Annotated in this window: 15 protein-coding genes; 6 read left to right on the top strand and 9 right to left on the bottom strand. The window is 61.4% G+C overall.

All coding sequences use genetic code 11. The features are described from left to right. Positions 1-81 precede the first annotated feature (81 nt). The 6 genes from cheA to flhD form a co-directional block, all read right to left on the bottom strand. Positions 82-2,397 (bottom strand): chemotaxis protein CheA, encoded by a 2,316-nt coding sequence (gene cheA, locus ACUN0E_RS42240; protein ID WP_445570278.1) that lies wholly within the window; start codon positions 2,395-2,397, stop codon positions 82-84. Between the two features lie 99 nt (positions 2,398-2,496). Beyond that, a complete protein-coding gene (locus ACUN0E_RS42235) occupies positions 2,497-2,874 on the bottom strand; it encodes a response regulator (protein WP_408226161.1) in 378 nt (125 codons plus the stop codon). Positions 2,875-2,958: 84 nt separating this feature from the next. Further along, on the bottom strand, positions 2,959-3,966 hold the full coding sequence (gene motB / locus ACUN0E_RS42230; RefSeq protein WP_445570277.1) for a flagellar motor protein MotB: 1,008 nt from the start codon (positions 3,964-3,966) through the stop codon (positions 2,959-2,961). A gap of 21 nt (positions 3,967-3,987) precedes the next feature. Further along, the gene (gene motA, locus ACUN0E_RS42225) at positions 3,988-4,848 is read right to left on the bottom strand and encodes a flagellar motor stator protein MotA (RefSeq protein WP_408226155.1); all 861 of its coding nucleotides are present in this window, start codon (positions 4,846-4,848) and stop codon (positions 3,988-3,990) included. A 237-nt stretch (positions 4,849-5,085) separates the two neighbouring features. Then, positions 5,086-5,646 carry a flagellar transcriptional regulator FlhC gene (gene flhC, locus ACUN0E_RS42220; protein WP_408226152.1) on the bottom strand — a complete coding sequence of 187 codons (561 nt, stop codon included), beginning with the start codon at positions 5,644-5,646 and terminating at the stop codon, positions 5,086-5,088. Positions 5,647-5,697: 51 nt separating this feature from the next. Further along, positions 5,698-6,018, bottom strand: coding sequence for a flagellar transcriptional regulator FlhD (gene flhD / locus ACUN0E_RS42215; RefSeq protein ID WP_408226149.1), 321 nt, complete (start codon positions 6,016-6,018; stop codon positions 5,698-5,700). Positions 6,019-6,723: 705 nt separating this feature from the next. Between flhD and ACUN0E_RS42210 the strand changes: the two genes are divergently transcribed. Further along, positions 6,724-7,788: a glycosyltransferase family 4 protein gene (locus ACUN0E_RS42210; protein WP_445570276.1), complete on the top strand. Its 1,065-nt coding sequence runs from the start codon at positions 6,724-6,726 to the stop codon at positions 7,786-7,788. 293 nt (positions 7,789-8,081) lie between these two features. Here ACUN0E_RS42210 and ACUN0E_RS42205 read toward each other — a convergent pair whose 3' ends face one another. Then, the gene (locus ACUN0E_RS42205) at positions 8,082-8,384 is read right to left on the bottom strand and encodes an H-NS histone family protein (RefSeq protein WP_408226146.1); all 303 of its coding nucleotides are present in this window, start codon (positions 8,382-8,384) and stop codon (positions 8,082-8,084) included. 290 nt (positions 8,385-8,674) lie between these two features. Here ACUN0E_RS42205 and aqpZ point away from each other — a divergent pair, with 290 nt between their 5' ends. The 3 genes from aqpZ (at position 8,675) to ACUN0E_RS42190 (ending at position 10,842) form a co-directional block, all read left to right on the top strand. Then, positions 8,675-9,415: an aquaporin Z gene (gene aqpZ, locus ACUN0E_RS42200; protein WP_408334698.1), complete on the top strand. Its 741-nt coding sequence runs from the start codon at positions 8,675-8,677 to the stop codon at positions 9,413-9,415. A gap of 143 nt (positions 9,416-9,558) precedes the next feature. After that, positions 9,559-10,254, top strand: coding sequence for a histidine phosphatase family protein (locus ACUN0E_RS42195; RefSeq protein ID WP_445570275.1), 696 nt, complete (start codon positions 9,559-9,561; stop codon positions 10,252-10,254). 285 nt (positions 10,255-10,539) lie between these two features. Beyond that, positions 10,540-10,842 (top strand): PXPV repeat protein, encoded by a 303-nt coding sequence (locus tag ACUN0E_RS42190; protein WP_408226137.1) that lies wholly within the window; start codon positions 10,540-10,542, stop codon positions 10,840-10,842. Positions 10,843-10,911: 69 nt separating this feature from the next. Here the strand turns inward: ACUN0E_RS42190 and ACUN0E_RS42185 are convergent, their stop codons facing one another. Further along, positions 10,912-11,733 carry a Cof-type HAD-IIB family hydrolase gene (locus tag ACUN0E_RS42185; protein WP_445570274.1) on the bottom strand — a complete coding sequence of 274 codons (822 nt, stop codon included), beginning with the start codon at positions 11,731-11,733 and terminating at the stop codon, positions 10,912-10,914. Between the two features lie 87 nt (positions 11,734-11,820). Next, entirely contained in the window at positions 11,821-12,702 is an 882-nt protein-coding gene (locus tag ACUN0E_RS42180) for a BadF/BadG/BcrA/BcrD ATPase family protein (RefSeq protein ID WP_445570273.1), read from the bottom strand. Positions 12,703-12,842: 140 nt separating this feature from the next. Here ACUN0E_RS42180 and ACUN0E_RS42175 point away from each other — a divergent pair, with 140 nt between their 5' ends. Further along, the gene (locus ACUN0E_RS42175; RefSeq protein ID WP_445570272.1) at positions 12,843-13,439 is read left to right on the top strand and encodes a DNA-3-methyladenine glycosylase I; all 597 of its coding nucleotides are present in this window, start codon (positions 12,843-12,845) and stop codon (positions 13,437-13,439) included. Positions 13,440-13,747: 308 nt separating this feature from the next. After that, entirely contained in the window at positions 13,748-14,173 is a 426-nt protein-coding gene (locus ACUN0E_RS42170) for a hypothetical protein (RefSeq protein WP_408226126.1), read from the top strand. Positions 14,174-14,263: the final 90 nt, after the last annotated feature.

The following is a 14,263-nucleotide window of genomic DNA, read 5'->3' as shown; positions in this document are numbered from 1 at the left end:
GTTAGCCCCCAAACGGTTGGGATGAAATAAATTGAGTGAGTGTTGCGAAAACCGCGTGCCTCACGGATGTCATTACGGATGTCACGCGAGACTCATCGCGCCATGTGCATGGCGCGTTTCGCGATTCAGCGCCGCCACGTCCACGATCAGCGCGACACTGCCGTCGCCGAGAATGGTTGCGGCGGAAATGCCGTGCACCTTGCGATAATTCGTTTCCAGATTCTTCACGACCACCTGCTGTTGTCCCACCAGCTCGTCGATCAGCATCGCAAAGCGGCGCCCTTCGGTTTGCATGATGGTGACGATGCCCTGCGTCGGTTCCCGCTTGGCGTCTTCGACGTTGAATATTTCGTGCAGCGCGACGAGCGGCAGGTATTCACCGCGCACGCGTACCACGCGTTCGCCATTGGTCACCGTGTAGATGTCTTCGGCACGCGGTTGCAGCGACTCCATCACGAAGTTCAGCGGCAGAATGAAGATCTCGTTGCCGACCTTGACCGACATGCCGTCGAGAATCGCCAGCGTGAGCGGCAGAACGATTCGCGTGGTGCTGCCCTTGCCCGCATGCGAGGTGATTTCCACGTGGCCACCCATCGACTGGATGTTCCGCTTCACCACGTCCATGCCGACGCCGCGGCCCGAAACGTCCGTGACCTGCTCCGCCGTCGAGAAGCCCGGCAGGAAAATCAGGTTCCAGACTTCTTCGTCGGACATCGTTTCGCTGACCTGCATGCCCTGCTTCGCGGCCTTCGCGAGAATCTTGTCGCGGCGCAAACCGGCGCCGTCGTCGCTCACTTCGATCACGATGTTGCCGCCGTGATGCGCGGCCGACAGCACCAGCTGGCCGGTTGCATCCTTGCCCGCCGCGCGCCGTGCCGCCACGGTTTCGATGCCGTGGTCGAGACTGTTGCGCACGAGATGGGTCAACGGATCGATGATCCGTTCGATGAGGCTCTTGTCGAGTTCGGTCGCCTGACCGAAGGTGACGAGTTCCACTTCCTTACCGAGTTTCGCGGCCAGATCGCGCACCAGACGCGGGAAGCGGCTGAACACGTAATCCATCGGCATCATGCGGATCGACATCACGGCTTCCTGCAGATCGCGCGCGTTGCGCTCGAGCTGCGCCATGCCGTTGAAGAGCCGGTCGTGCAAAGCCGGATCGAACGTGCTGGTGGTCTCGGCCAACATCGCCTGCGTAATCACCAGTTCGCCGACCAGGTTGATCAGCTGATCGACCTTCTCGACGCCCACGCGAATCGAGCTGCCTTCCGCGCCACCCGCTGCCGCGGCCGGACGCGCCGCCTTGCGGTCCTGATCGGCCGGTGCGTTGTTCGCCGTCGCGCCTGTTGCCGCGCTTGCTGACGGTGCACCGCTCACCGCGGCAGGCGCCGGCGTATTCGCTTGCGACGCCGAGGCGTCGAACAGTCCGTGTGCAGCGGCAGCTTGAGCGGGGGCAGCGGTGTCGGCCACTCGTGCCGACGATGCTGCGTGCTCCGCCTGTACTGCCTCTGCTGTTTGTGCTGCTTGCACCGGGGTCGAATCGGCAGCGTCCGGCGTTCCAGGTTCGCCTTGCTGCGTCTCGTCCGCCGGTGCGGTGCCGCGGCCGATCGTGATCTGACTTTCGTCGATCACGAAACAGCACACGGCGATGATGTCGTCGGCGGTCACATCGGTCTGGAGCCACAGCGTCAGATCGCCGCCGCTTTTGACCTGCCCGACGATGTTGCCCAGGTTGCCGAGCTCTTCGGCCAGCAGTTCCTGGTCCTTCTCACCTACGCCCCGTAGCGTAATTTCCAGATGAGAGCCGGTTTCTTCACCGGCGCCCCCGGCTTGACCGGTCTGTGCCGGTTCGCCGTCAATCCATTCACCCGCCGCCTGCACCGCCTGTTCGACGACGTGCTCGGGCGGGGTGCTGCCTTGTACTGCGGTTTGTTGTGCTTCTACTGGTACTGTGGCTGCCACCGGCGCGGCGGCCACCGGCTCCGTGGCCGGCTCGGCGCCGAAGCGGCTTTCGTGGTGCAACTGCTCGAGCTTCGCGCAGATCGCCTTCGCGGTCGCCGCATCCGGCTCGGCGCTCGCGCGGTAATCGGCGAGCTGACCCGACAACACGTCCTTGGTTTCGAGGAACGTGTCGATCATGTCCTTGCGCAACACGAGTTCGTTATTGCGCGCGCGGTCGAGCAGCGATTCGAGAATGTGAGTCGTTTCCGTCAGCGCGGTAAAACCGAACGTCGCCGCGCCGCCCTTGATCGAATGCGCCGCGCGGAAAATCGCCGCGAGGTCTTCGGGGTCCGGGTTGGCGATATCCAGATTGAGCAGCAATTGCTCCATCTGCGCGAGCAGTTCGTCCGCTTCGTCGAAGAACGTCTGATAGAACTGAGTGATGTCGAGTGTCATGCCTGGGTCACCGCGAGAGTTCCTGTCTAGGCTTGGGCTGCTGGGCCGCCGCGTCGAAAGCTTCTATAACTTGTCTAAAGGTCGCGCTTATAGGCGCGCTCATGCGTGGTCCGGTTCCGCTAACGCCGCCACCAGTTCGGTCAGCATGTCGGGGTCGAGCGGCTTTTCGATCCAGCCGGTTGCCCCCGCGGCCCGCGCCGCTGCCTTGAACGGCTCGCTCGATTCCGTCGTGAGGACGAGGATGGGCGTCGCCTGGTAAGCCGGGTTGCAGCGCAGCGCCGTAATCAGATCGAGGCCGGTCTTGCCTGGCATGTGCTGGTCTGTCAGCACGAGGTCGAACGACATGGCGAGGGCGTTTTCGAGCCCTTCATTGCCGTCCGCCGCGAGCGTCACTTCGTAGCCAGCCGTCGTCAGCGTTGCGGCGAGGATTTGCCGCATCGATGCCGAGTCGTCGATTGCCAGGATGTTCCTGATCATGAAAACCTCGCTGCATTTACGCTATGAACCAGCTAGCCGCCCATGCCATCCCGGCGCATGGACCAGTCAGCCGATCGCTGTCTGTTACTGGGCTGCCGGCGCTACCGCCGGCACCTTCGGTGCAACCGTCGCCGGTTGCGCAAGCCTTTGCAGCAGCGGCTTGGAGCCGGCTGCGTCGTCCGACAAGGTGGTCGTGGTGGAGTCGTCGTGGTCAAGCGCCTCCTCCGACCTCTTGTTCAGCACGATGATGCTGATGCGGCGGTTTTCCGGGTCCATCGGATCCGCCTTGTTCAGGTTCTGCGTCGACGCGAGACCGAGCACGCGCATCACCTTCGCTTCGTCCATGCCGCCGCCGATCAGCTCGCGACGCGACGCGTTGGCGCGGTCCGCGGACAATTCCCAGTTGCTGTAGCCCTTCTCGCCGCCGGCGTACTGCGCGGCGTCCGTATGCCCTTGCACGATGATGCGGTTCGGCACGTCGTTCAGCGTGTGGCCGATTTCGCGCAGGATGTCGCGCATGTACGGTTCAACCACGTCTCTCGCGGTCGCGAACATCGGCCGCTTCTGCGAGTCGACGATTTCGATGCGCAGGCCGGTCAGCGTCGAGTCGATGCGGATCTGCTGCTTGAACTGGCGCAGCACCGGGTTCGCTTCGATCGCGGCCATCAGCTTGACCTGCAGATCGTGCAGGCGAACCTGTTCGCGACGCTCCAGCTCGCCTTGCATCTGTTTGACCGAGTCCTCGTTGTTATGCGAAACGCTGCGCTCGGCGCGGTTATTGGTGCCGTCAGTCGCGCGCGTGACGCCTTGCGCGTCGGTCGAAATGTCGCGACCGCCGCCCTTCAGAATGCTCGAGTCCTCGGCGCTGCGATCACCGCCCCACAGCGTGACCTTCAACGGCTGGTTGAAGTAATCGGCGATGCCCTTCAACTGCACGGTGGAGGCCGAACTCAGCAGCCACATCAGCAGGAAGAACGCCATCATCGCAGTCATGAAGTCCGCGTACGCGAGCTTCCACGCGCCGCCGTGATGGCCCTTGCGGGCCGGCGCGGAACGCTTGACGACAATGGCGCGGTCTTTGTCCTTGTTCATCGAGTCGGTTCCCGGCGCCCGTTACTTGGCTTTGACGCGGCGCACGTGCTCTTCCAGCTCGGCGAACGACGGACGTTCAGTGGAGAAGAGCACCTTGCGGCCGAATTCGACGGCAATAGCCGGCGCATAGCCATTCAGGCTGGCGAGAATCGTTACCTTGATGCACTGGAACATCTTGGTCGACTCGGTCACGCGCTGTTCGGCGACGCTCGCGAGCGGGCTGATCAGGCCGTACGAAAGCAGAATCCCGAGGAAGGTGCCAACCAGCGCCTGGGCGATCATCTCGCCGAGCACCGCCGGCGGCTTGTCGGCCGAGGCCATGGTGTGCACCACACCCATCACCGCGGCCACGATCCCGAACGCCGGCATGGCGTCGCCGACCTTGGTCAGCGCGTGCGCCGGGGCTTCGCCTTCCTGGTGATGCGTCTCGATCTCCTCGTCCATCAGGCTTTCGATCTCGAACGCGTTCATGTTGCCGCCGACCATCAACCGCAGGTAATCGGTCAGGAATTCGATGATGTGCTTGTCGGCCAGGATCTTCGGATACTGCGTGAAGATCGGACTCTTCGACGGATCGTCGATGTCGGCTTCGAGCGTCAGCGTGCCTTCCTTGCGTGCCTTGGCCAGCAGGACGTAAAGGAGCGCCATCAGCTCCATATAGACGTCCTTGTCGTATTTCGCGCCCTTGAACAGGGTTGGAATGACGCGCAGTGTCGCCTTGATCGTCTTCATCCCGTTACCGAGAATGAACGCGCCGACGCCGGCGCCGACGATCATCAGCACTTCGACGGGCTGCAGCAGCGCGCCAAGATGACCGCCTTCCAGCGCGTAACCGCCGAAAACGGACAAAAGCGTCACGAGTGTTCCCACGAAAATCAGCACTGCCGAGCCCTCACAAAGAAGCGACGGTGACCGTCGTTAATCTGGTTTACGGCAACGGAGCAGAAAACTTTGGCGGAAAAGCGGCGCGTCACTCCTGTGTAAACCACAGGCGGGTTAAACCGGTTCGATGAGGCCCAGCAAGGCCCGGCACCGGCCAGTCGGGCCGCAGGGGCCGCCGAATGGGGGTGTGCGCGCGTGCACCGGGTTGCGGGCGGCTGGCCGGCGCCGCCCCGCGGCTCAAATCTCCAGCGCAGCGAGGCTTTCGCGGGCCCGGGCGTCGGCAAATTTCTTTGTCTTACCGGCGCGCGAAGGCGGCTGGCACAGCCCGCAGACGAAGGCGTGCTGCGGATCGTGCGCGTGCGCGACAAAATGTCCACCGCAGCGGCAACAGGCGGTCATTTGCAGCATTCCGGAGTCGAAGAAGCGCACCAATGTCCAGGCGCGCGTAAGACTGAGCACAGGCTCGTCGTCGTGCAACTGGACATGTTCCTGGTAGAGCCGGTAGCTCTTCACGATCGACTGGATCGTCACACAGCCACCGTGGTCGGCCATGAAACGGTAAATGTTATAGAACAGCGATGAGTGAAAGTTCGGCTGCCAGGTCATGAACCAGTCGGTCGAAAACGGCAACATGCCCTTGGGCGGCGACACCCCTTTCAGTTCCTTGTAGAGCTTGATAAGCCGGTCGCGCGACAAACTGGTCTCAGCCTCCAGCAATTGCAACCGCGCGCCGAGCTCGATCAGCTCGATGGCCAGGGTAATTTCCCTGACTTCCTGCACAACACTTTTATATGCCATCCGCGTGCATTTCCCCCGTCCTGATCGCTTTATTTGAACTACACGTTGCCATCAGCCGAGTTGCTCGACCGGCTGGCTTGCCATCAGGATCGCGGAATGCGCCTGAACCACGGCGCTGGATTTGCCTTTGTCCGCAAGGGCGGACAGCACGGCATGGTCATCGAAACGGAAACGGCACAACACCTGGTTGGACGCCGCCAGCTTCACGGTCTGCGCCAAAGACAGATTGGCGAGCACGTCGGCTAACTGGTCCGAAATCCCCATGCGAAACATGCCCATCGGCTTGTCCTCACGCAGCAGGCGCTGCGCGAGCAGGAGATAAGACAGGTTGACTTCTCTGATCTCATTGAGCATTTCGCTTGTCGCGCTCATGATTCCCCCGGGGTATATCTGGCTGGTCAGGCCGTTACGGAAACGTTTGCTCGAACGCGCGCACTTAAACCGCACGAATCGGCTCGCTTCTGGTCTTGCAAGCATTGTGTCTAAAGGGGGAGCGGACGAAAATCGGACAGACACCCTGCCAACCTGACGGATTAATCCGTCATTCGTGTAGGAATTTTTCCTACACGGCGTGGGTCAGAAAGAAGGTGAAATAGGTGAAACGGCGCGCAGCTTGGGATTCGCGATGCGCTTCGGATAATTATTCAGCGGAAATGTGAACCGGATGGTGAGTCCTGAGTGGCTCGCGATTCGCACCCTGCATCAGTGAAAAACAATTATAAGACGTTTTCACTTCTGCGCAACGCGCGTGCTGTAGGGGCCGCGCTCCAGTCCCGGGACCACCCCTTGTTCATGTTTTCTCTGCGTTTGAATGCCCCCCAGTCGTGCTTGCCGACTATCGGGACCGCGCTCCTGCCGACCTGTTACGCATCATGTTTCGCGCTGTAACAACATTAAGCGTTTGAAAAATAACTCGAATTAGCGCCGCCAATCCCGATAATGAAGCTAAGGGATTACCCGATGCAGGTTCGGAGCACCCCCGGGCGGCGGCTTACCGCGCCCAACCGTCCGTCAGGCATTCGCTCCTCGCTCTACTCGAGCGCCGCTGTGCGAAGCCGTTTTGAACAGGAGAAACGCATGCGAATCGCACAAATTGCGCCGCTGTACGAAGCTGTCCCGCCGAAACTCTATGGTGGCACCGAACGCGTCGTGTCATATCTGACCGAAGCACTGGTCGACCTCGGCCACGACGTCACGCTGTTTGCGAGCGGCGACTCGGTCACCTCCGCGAACCTCGACGCCTGCTGGCCTCGGGCGCTGCGCCTCGACCCGACGATCCGCGATGCACTGGCTCCGCATGTCCTGATGATGGAAAAGGTGCGCAAGGTCGCTCATGAGTTCGACGTGCTGCACTTTCACCTCGACTACATGCCGTTCCCGCTCTTTACCACCATGGACACGCCGTTCGTGACCACGCTTCACGGCCGTCTGGACTTGCCGGAACTGCAACCGGTGTTCGACGCATTCTCGAATGTGCCGGTGGTGTCGATTTCGGATTCCCAGCGCGCGCCGCTGCCGCAGGCCAACTGGCTGAACACGATTTACCACGGCCTCCCTGAGCAGTTGCTCACGCCGCAGACGCACAAGAAGCCGGAATACCTGGCGTTCCTCGGCCGTATCTGTCCTGAGAAGCGCGTCGATACAGCTATCAAGATCGCTGCACAAAGCGGTTTGCCGCTGAAGATCGCCGCCAAGGTGGACAAGGTCGACCAGGAATACTTCAGGAAGGAAATCGAACCGCTGCTCTCCATGGCGCACGTGGAGTTCGTCGGCGAAATCAACGAGGCGCAGAAGCCTGAGTTCCTGTCGGGCGCCAAGGCGCTGCTGTTCCCGATCGACTGGTCGGAGCCGTTCGGTCTCGTGATGATCGAATCAATGGCGTGCGGCACGCCGGTGATCGCGTTCAACCGCGGCTCGGTGCCGGAAGTGATCGACCACGGCGTGACCGGCTACATTGTCGAGGACGTTCAAGGTGCCGTGGCCGCGCTGCAACGCCTGGACGAATTGTCGCGCACGGAAATTCGCGCGCAGTTCGAACGCCGTTTCAGTTCGAAAACGATGGCTCAGAATTACGTTGACGGTTATTCAGCACTGATCGAAGCAACACGCCGCCCGGTGTTGCGCCAGGTAGCGGTGGGCTGAGCGACGCGCTTAAGCGGCTGATGTTTTTATGCGCTCAGCCGCTTAAATCGTGCCTCTCCCGCTTACCGTCGCTTTCCGCTTTGCACGCCAATCATGAGTAAATTTGCCTGGTGAATCGTTTGCGCGAGCGGTTAGCGGGAGTTAACCTGCTTCTACTCCGGAAAAGCCGCCTCTCAGAGGCGGCTTTTTTAATACAGGAATGGATGCGCTTCCATCCTGGATTAGCGCTGCGCGAATAAACAACCAGGCAACGATCAACCTTCAGTTAGCTTGCGCCCGGACTAACGGGGCATTCAAGCCGCGCCAATCAGAAAGCGTTCCCGATTCTTGCCGACAATCCACTTGGGTGGTTTGCCACGCCCGCTCCAGGTATTGCCCGATTTCGGATCCTGGTACTTGGCCGGCAGCGGCGCCTTCTTCGGTGGGCGTCCACGTCTGGCGGCAACCGCAAAGCCGAGGTCCTGCGCTGTTAGACCGTATTCAGCGATCTTTTGGCGGATGTCGGCGACCACGTTGTCGACTTCAGTACGACGCGCTTCATCTGCCTGTGCCTGCAATTTGGCGATCTGTACCTTGAGGTCTGCATATTGAGACATTTCGGTTCTCCCCTTTTTTAGAACTCATTCGCTCGCAGACTAGCTGTAATTATAAAAATTCGCAATGGACAATAATACCGATTTAGGAAGATATCCTCTGATAATTATTAAGCGTCGATGAATTGTAAAACGAGATCTTTATCAGGTAATAATAGGTAAAGGCGACTCCACATTGACAATTCTTGACACCTAATCTGGCCGTCTTTCCCTAGAATTGCGCGCTCAATGGCATGCACTTGCGCTTAGCATTCATGCCACTCCAAGCGTCAAACATTTTAGGATTACCAATCATGCAGTTGTCAAAGCGCCTTGCTGCCGAGCTTTTCGGCACCTTCTGGCTCGTGCTCGGGGGCTGCGGCAGCGCCGTCCTCGCCGCTAACTTCGCCGGCCCGGTCCACGGTCTGGGCATCGGCTTCGTGGGCGTCTCGCTCGCATTCGGTCTCACTGTCCTGACAATGGCCTATGCGATCGGCCATATCTCTGGCTGCCACCTGAATCCGGCGGTCAGCGTCGGCCTGACCGTCGCCGGCCGCTTTCCGGCTCGCGACCTGCTGCCGTACATCGTCGCGCAAGTGGTCGGCGCGGTGCTGGGCGCGCTGGTGTTGTCGTTGATCGCATCGGGCAAGCCGGGCTTTGACCTCGTCGCCAGCGGTTTCGCCAGCAACGGCTATGGTGAGCGCTCACCAGGCCATTACTCGCTCGCTGCCGCCTTCATTTGTGAAGTGGTGATGACCGGCTTCTTCCTGTTCGTCATCCTCGGCGCGACCGACAAACGCGCGCCGGCCGGTTTCGCGCCAATCGCCATCGGCCTGTGCCTGACGCTGATTCACCTGATCTCGATTCCGGTCACCAACACGTCGGTCAACCCGGCGCGCTCGACCGGCCCGGCACTGTTCGTCGGCGGCGCAGCGGTGGATCAACTGTGGATGTTCTGGGTCGCACCGATTATCGGCGCCGTGATCGCCGGCGTGCTGTACCCGCTCATCGCCGAAAGCCGTCGCGGCAATTCGCAGGAAATGGCGCTCGACTGATCGGCGAGTGCGCGTATCCTGGCAGTCAAAACGGGCGCTACGGCGCCCGTTTTGTTTTGTCCGCACGATGCAGACAGCCAATGGCCTGCCAATAGCCCGCTGCTAGAATCGTGCGACTTCCCAAGCTCGCACAGGTGCTACCGATGACCCGTTTCCGCGGATTCCTGCATGGCGTCGCACTCTCCATCGGCGGTCTGTGCGCCGGCGTATTGGCGTTACCCGCGGCCCACGCGGCGGACGGCAACACTGAAACGCTCGTATTCGTGCGCCACGGCGAGAAACCCGCGAAGGGTTACGGCCAGCTCAATTGTCAGGGACTCAACCGCGCGCTGGCATTGCCGGCAGTGATCGCCGCCAAGTTCGGCAAACCGGATGCGATCTACGCCCCCGATCCTGGCCAGCAAAAGGACGACAGCGGTCACCCCTATTACTATATTCGGCCGCTTGCGACCATCGAGCCGACTGCCATCCAATTCCAGATGCCGGTGCAAACGCCGTACGGTTTCGCCCAGATCGACCAGCTCGGCACAGCGCTCGTCAGTCCGGCCAATCGCAACAAGCTGATTGTCGTCGCGTGGGAGCACAAGCTGATCGTGAAGTTGTTGCGTCAGATGATGAGCACGCATGGCGGTAATGCCGCCGACGTTCCCAACTGGCAAAGCAACGACTTCGACAGTATTTACATCGTTCGCCTCGACTGGCAAAACGGCACGGCCCACGCCAGTTTCAAGCTTGACCGCCAGGGACTGAACGGCCGCGCGACGGATTGCCCATGCGCGGCGCTGCCGAACGCCCCTTCTGCGGCCGCGGCAGGCGCTTCCGCGAGCTCAGCTGATTAATCGGGTAATACAGATGTAAGCCGTGATTACGAGCGCGGCTGACCGATTTTTGCAGCGGGCGGCGGCAGCTGGGCGCCGGCTCGTCCTGATGAGGCGAGGAGCCTTATGTAGCGGGGCTTCGAGCGGAAAACGCACCCCACGTGCTACGTTCGAATGTTCCTTCTATAGCCTTTCAAAGCCTGCGACGATACTTGCAGTCCGTAACATCTCGTCGCAGTAGAGAAGGCCCGGAGTGCGTAGATTGGTCCTGTGCGACAAACATACGTCGCCTCACAGGAGAACAACATGAAACGCATCGTCACTCATTTGCTGGTTGCTGCTGGACTCGCGGCGGGCGCATGCGGCGTCGCGCAAGCGCATACGGATCTGAATATCGGCCTCTCGCTCGGCGCGCCGGTTTATGCCCAGCCGGCACCTGTCTACGCAGCGCCGCAGCCGGTGTACTACGGCAACGGCGGCTGGGACCATCGCTACGACCGCGGCGACTACTATCGCGGCGACCACGGGTATAACCGCGGCTGGAATCATAACGACCGCCACTGGGGTCACGATGACCGCGGCGATCGCCGTGGCGGGTGGCACGGCTAAACGTAGCGCAGCGTAGGGTCTCGAAGAACCGGCCCGCATCCACGAAAGAGGATGCGGGCCGTCCCGTTTTCAGGACATCAGTTCGTCGTCGAGCGAGAAAAGTTTGCGCAGATGGTGCGCGACGCCCGCTTCGAAATTATTGCCGATGCGCGGCACGTTCGGCAGACGCGTGATGAGATCGGGATTGGCATTGTTCATCATGAACGGATGGCCGGCTGTCTCCAGCAGGTCGATGTCGTTCATGTTGTCGCCAAACGCCACGCATTGCGAGGCATCGACGCCAAGGCGCTCGAGCACGATCTGCAAAGCACGCCCCTTCGATACATTCGAAGTCATCACCTCCAGACAGTCCGGCAGCGAATAGGTGACGTACAGCGCGTCGCCGAATTCGCGCGCGAGGTTGGCCGCGATGTGCGCGAGATCGGCGGGCTCACCGATGTAAAGGACTTTGGCGATATCGACGCCGTCGTGCTTCAGCAGATCGGTGACCTCGTAGGCGAAGCCGGAGTCCTGATGGAATTTCAGCAGATCTGGTGCATCCCGGTCGATCAACCACGCCTGATCTGCAAACAGATTGACGATCACGCGGCCATGCGCACCGACGATGTCCGGCTGCACCAGCCGCTGCACGATGGCCGGAGGCAGGTCATCAGCGTGGATCACCGTGTTGTCCGGCGCGTGAATGCGTGCGCCGTTCGACGTGATCAGATACGCGCTGATGCCCAGCAGGTCACGAATGCCCGCGACGTCGCAGTAGTGGCGCCCCGTCGCGATTACGAAGTGCAGCCCATCGGTTTCCAGTTTGCGCACGGTGGCAACCGTGAACGGGTCCACCTGGTGGTCGGCGTTGAGCAGCGTGCCGTCGAGATCCGTGGCGATGACTTTGTACATAGTGTGAGCAGCCGGGCAGCGTCAAAGATCGCATTTTACCGTTGCGCGCCGTCTCGGTGAGATCGTACGCGGCGCGCGGGACGATTCTCAACCCGCGAGGCGAACGGCTTCACGCTGCGCCAACTGCAAACCGCCGTGTGCGGAGTCCGCCAACGGCTCGCGCAAACGGGCCTGATAAATCTGTGGCACATACTCGCGCAAGGGTGTGCCGAGACCGCCGCACAGCGCGACCGGCAAAGTCGCAGAAGGGTCGAGCGCGGCAATCATCTTGCTCACTTCCACACCGGCCTCGCCGAGCAAACGCGCCGCGAACGGATGCGTGCGATGCGCGATGACGATCGGCGCGAGCCTTGCATAAGCCGTCTGATTGGCTTCGCACAGCCAGACCACGAGGCCGTCGCGGTCATGCGCACCGGTGCGGGCAAGCAGCGCCTGCGCCAGATCGTCTTTGGGCACGCGCCCGTCGAGAGACTGCTGGGCATACACGATGGCTCGTAGCCCAAGCCACGCGCCACTTGCTTCGTCACCGGACGGGTAACCGTAGCCGCTGGCGATTCGGCATTCGCCTTCGCCGTCGAGCGCGGCTGCCACGCTGCCCGTGCCAAGCGCGACGACCACGCCGTGCGCGCCGCCGTGCGCACCGAGCAAGGTAGTGTAGGCATCGCTTTCCACCGCGAGCCCTGCTACCGCCGGCGCCTGCGCGCAAAACGCGGCCAGCCAGTCGCGATTATTGACCCCTGCCAACCCGCAACCGAGTACGCAGCGCGCCCAGTCCAGCGGCACGCCGGCGCGTGCAAACGCGTCGGCACAGCCGGCCCCGATGGCCTGCCACGCGCGTTCCACGCCGAGGCCCAGACCCGACGGCCCGCTCGCCGCCTGCGCCAGTTCGCGGCCCTGCGCGTCGCCGAGTACAACGCGCGTACCGCTGCCGCCGCCGTCAATGCCGATCAGAAAGAGGTCTTTATTCATCGAATCGAGTGAGTTCAAGTGGTGAATAACGCATAGCGTGGCAGGTCAGTTTCAATCCCGCAATCGGCCGAATGGCCAGCTTGCAGCGCGCCTGGCTTCCGCTATGCTGACGGGCGACATGACACCGGAGGAGCGCGAAAGTGACACAGCGATGCAACTGGGTATCGAGCGAAGCGCTCGCACACTACCACGACACCGAATGGGGCGTGCCCTCGCGCGACGATCAGCATTTGTTCGAACTGCTTGTGCTGGAAGGCGCGCAGGCGGGTTTGTCATGGTCGACGATTCTCAACAAACGAACCGGCTATCGCCGTGCATTCGCCGGCTTCGATATCGACAAGGTAGCGCGCTTTACGCCCAAACACGTCGATGCACTGGTGCTGGACGAAAGTATCGTGCGCCATCGCGGCAAGATCGAGTCGGCCATTACCAATGCGCGCGCCGTGCAGCAAATTCAGGCCGAACACGGCTCGCTCGCCAACTTCGTATGGTCGTTCGTCGATCAGACGCCGATCCAGAACGATTGGGCGTCGTATAAACAGGCGCCTGCATCGACCGAAATTTCTGACGCGCTCAGCAAGGGGCTGAAGCGCTACGGCTGCAAGTTCGTCGGCTCGACGATCTGCTATGCGTTCATGCAGGCGGTCGGCATGGTGAACGACCATGAGGCGATCTGCATGTGCCGCGCACGATGCGCGGCGCTCGGCAAGAAGGGACGCAATCGCAAAGCCGGCTGAGGTTGTAGCGGTGGCCACCGCGTGGCCCAGCGCGTCTGAGACGCCGCTCTCACCGCAAGCGACCCTCGGGTATCCGGTAAAGCCCGTCTACGCTTTTCGCGCGCCCGGCCGTTAGAGAGGTATGAGTGCTGGCTGCCGCGGGGGCGGTCGGTGTCACCAGGCCGGCATAAACGGCTGACGAGCCAAACCCGGGAATTGAGGGCTTTTCGCCATGCTAGTCCGGGCTTCGCTAATCGACGCGTGCCCGATACTGCCATTCATGCGCTCAAACAACGAATAGCCGCTACGTAACGCATGGGAGACCAACCATGAAAACCCTTAGCTTCCTGACACATCAGGAGATTTTCGATCAGGCCGTGGACCATCTGCTCGGCCAGAAGCGCGCCGCCTTGCTGCCACGCGGCGGCGGCGCTTACCGCGGCTACTGCGGCGGCTGTCCGGTCGGCAACTTCATCAAGCCGCGCGACTACATGACCGCGATGGAAGGCGTTCCGGTACGCTACATCGGCAAAGCGCCCGTTGAGGTGCCCGCTTATATGGATGCCGGCATATCTGCGCTTAAGAAGGCGCTGTTGCGCGCCCGTCTCAATGTGTACGACCCAGCCACCATCACTCTGCTCAGTTGTCTGCAAAACGTGCACGATGTGTTCGGCACGTGGGAATGGCATGAGCGTCTGAGTTCGATCGCCCGGCAATTCGGCCTGTCTGCCGAGCGCCTGAAGAGCGCTGCCTGACGCCCAAAGCAAACCGGCAACCCAACCGCAAAAAACCCATCGCAAAAACCCGACGCAAACCAACGCCCAAAAGCAAAACGGCGATGTGGC

It is taken from the genome of Paraburkholderia sp. D1E (genome assembly GCF_052682275.1).
Note: the sequence above shows the minus strand (reverse complement) of the source record. Positions and strands in the feature narration are given on the sequence as shown.

What these genes read in the sequence shown, in the direction of transcription:
- ACUN0E_RS42170 (WP_408226126.1), top strand. Translation starts at nt 13,748, where the DNA reads ATGAAAACCCTTAGCTTCCTGACACATCAGGAGATTTTCGATCAGGCC.
- ACUN0E_RS42195 (WP_445570275.1), top strand. Translation starts at nt 9,559, where the DNA reads ATGACCCGTTTCCGCGGATTCCTGCATGGCGTCGCACTCTCCATCGGC.
- ACUN0E_RS42235 (WP_408226161.1), bottom strand. Translation starts at nt 2,874, where the DNA reads ATGATCAGGAACATCCTGGCAATCGACGACTCGGCATCGATGCGGCAA.
- ACUN0E_RS42185 (WP_445570274.1), bottom strand. Translation starts at nt 11,733, where the DNA reads ATGTACAAAGTCATCGCCACGGATCTCGACGGCACGCTGCTCAACGCC.
- flhC (WP_408226152.1), bottom strand. Translation starts at nt 5,646, where the DNA reads ATGGCATATAAAAGTGTTGTGCAGGAAGTCAGGGAAATTACCCTGGCC.
- flhD (WP_408226149.1), bottom strand. Translation starts at nt 6,018, where the DNA reads ATGAGCGCGACAAGCGAAATGCTCAATGAGATCAGAGAAGTCAACCTG.
- cheA (WP_445570278.1), bottom strand. Translation starts at nt 2,397, where the DNA reads ATGACACTCGACATCACTCAGTTCTATCAGACGTTCTTCGACGAAGCG.
- ACUN0E_RS42190 (WP_408226137.1), top strand. Translation starts at nt 10,540, where the DNA reads ATGAAACGCATCGTCACTCATTTGCTGGTTGCTGCTGGACTCGCGGCG.
- ACUN0E_RS42205 (WP_408226146.1), bottom strand. Translation starts at nt 8,384, where the DNA reads ATGTCTCAATATGCAGACCTCAAGGTACAGATCGCCAAATTGCAGGCA.
- motB (WP_445570277.1), bottom strand. Translation starts at nt 3,966, where the DNA reads ATGAACAAGGACAAAGACCGCGCCATTGTCGTCAAGCGTTCCGCGCCG.
- aqpZ (WP_408334698.1), top strand. Translation starts at nt 8,675, where the DNA reads ATGCAGTTGTCAAAGCGCCTTGCTGCCGAGCTTTTCGGCACCTTCTGG.
- ACUN0E_RS42210 (WP_445570276.1), top strand. Translation starts at nt 6,724, where the DNA reads ATGCGAATCGCACAAATTGCGCCGCTGTACGAAGCTGTCCCGCCGAAA.
- ACUN0E_RS42180 (WP_445570273.1), bottom strand. Translation starts at nt 12,702, where the DNA reads ATGAATAAAGACCTCTTTCTGATCGGCATTGACGGCGGCGGCAGCGGT.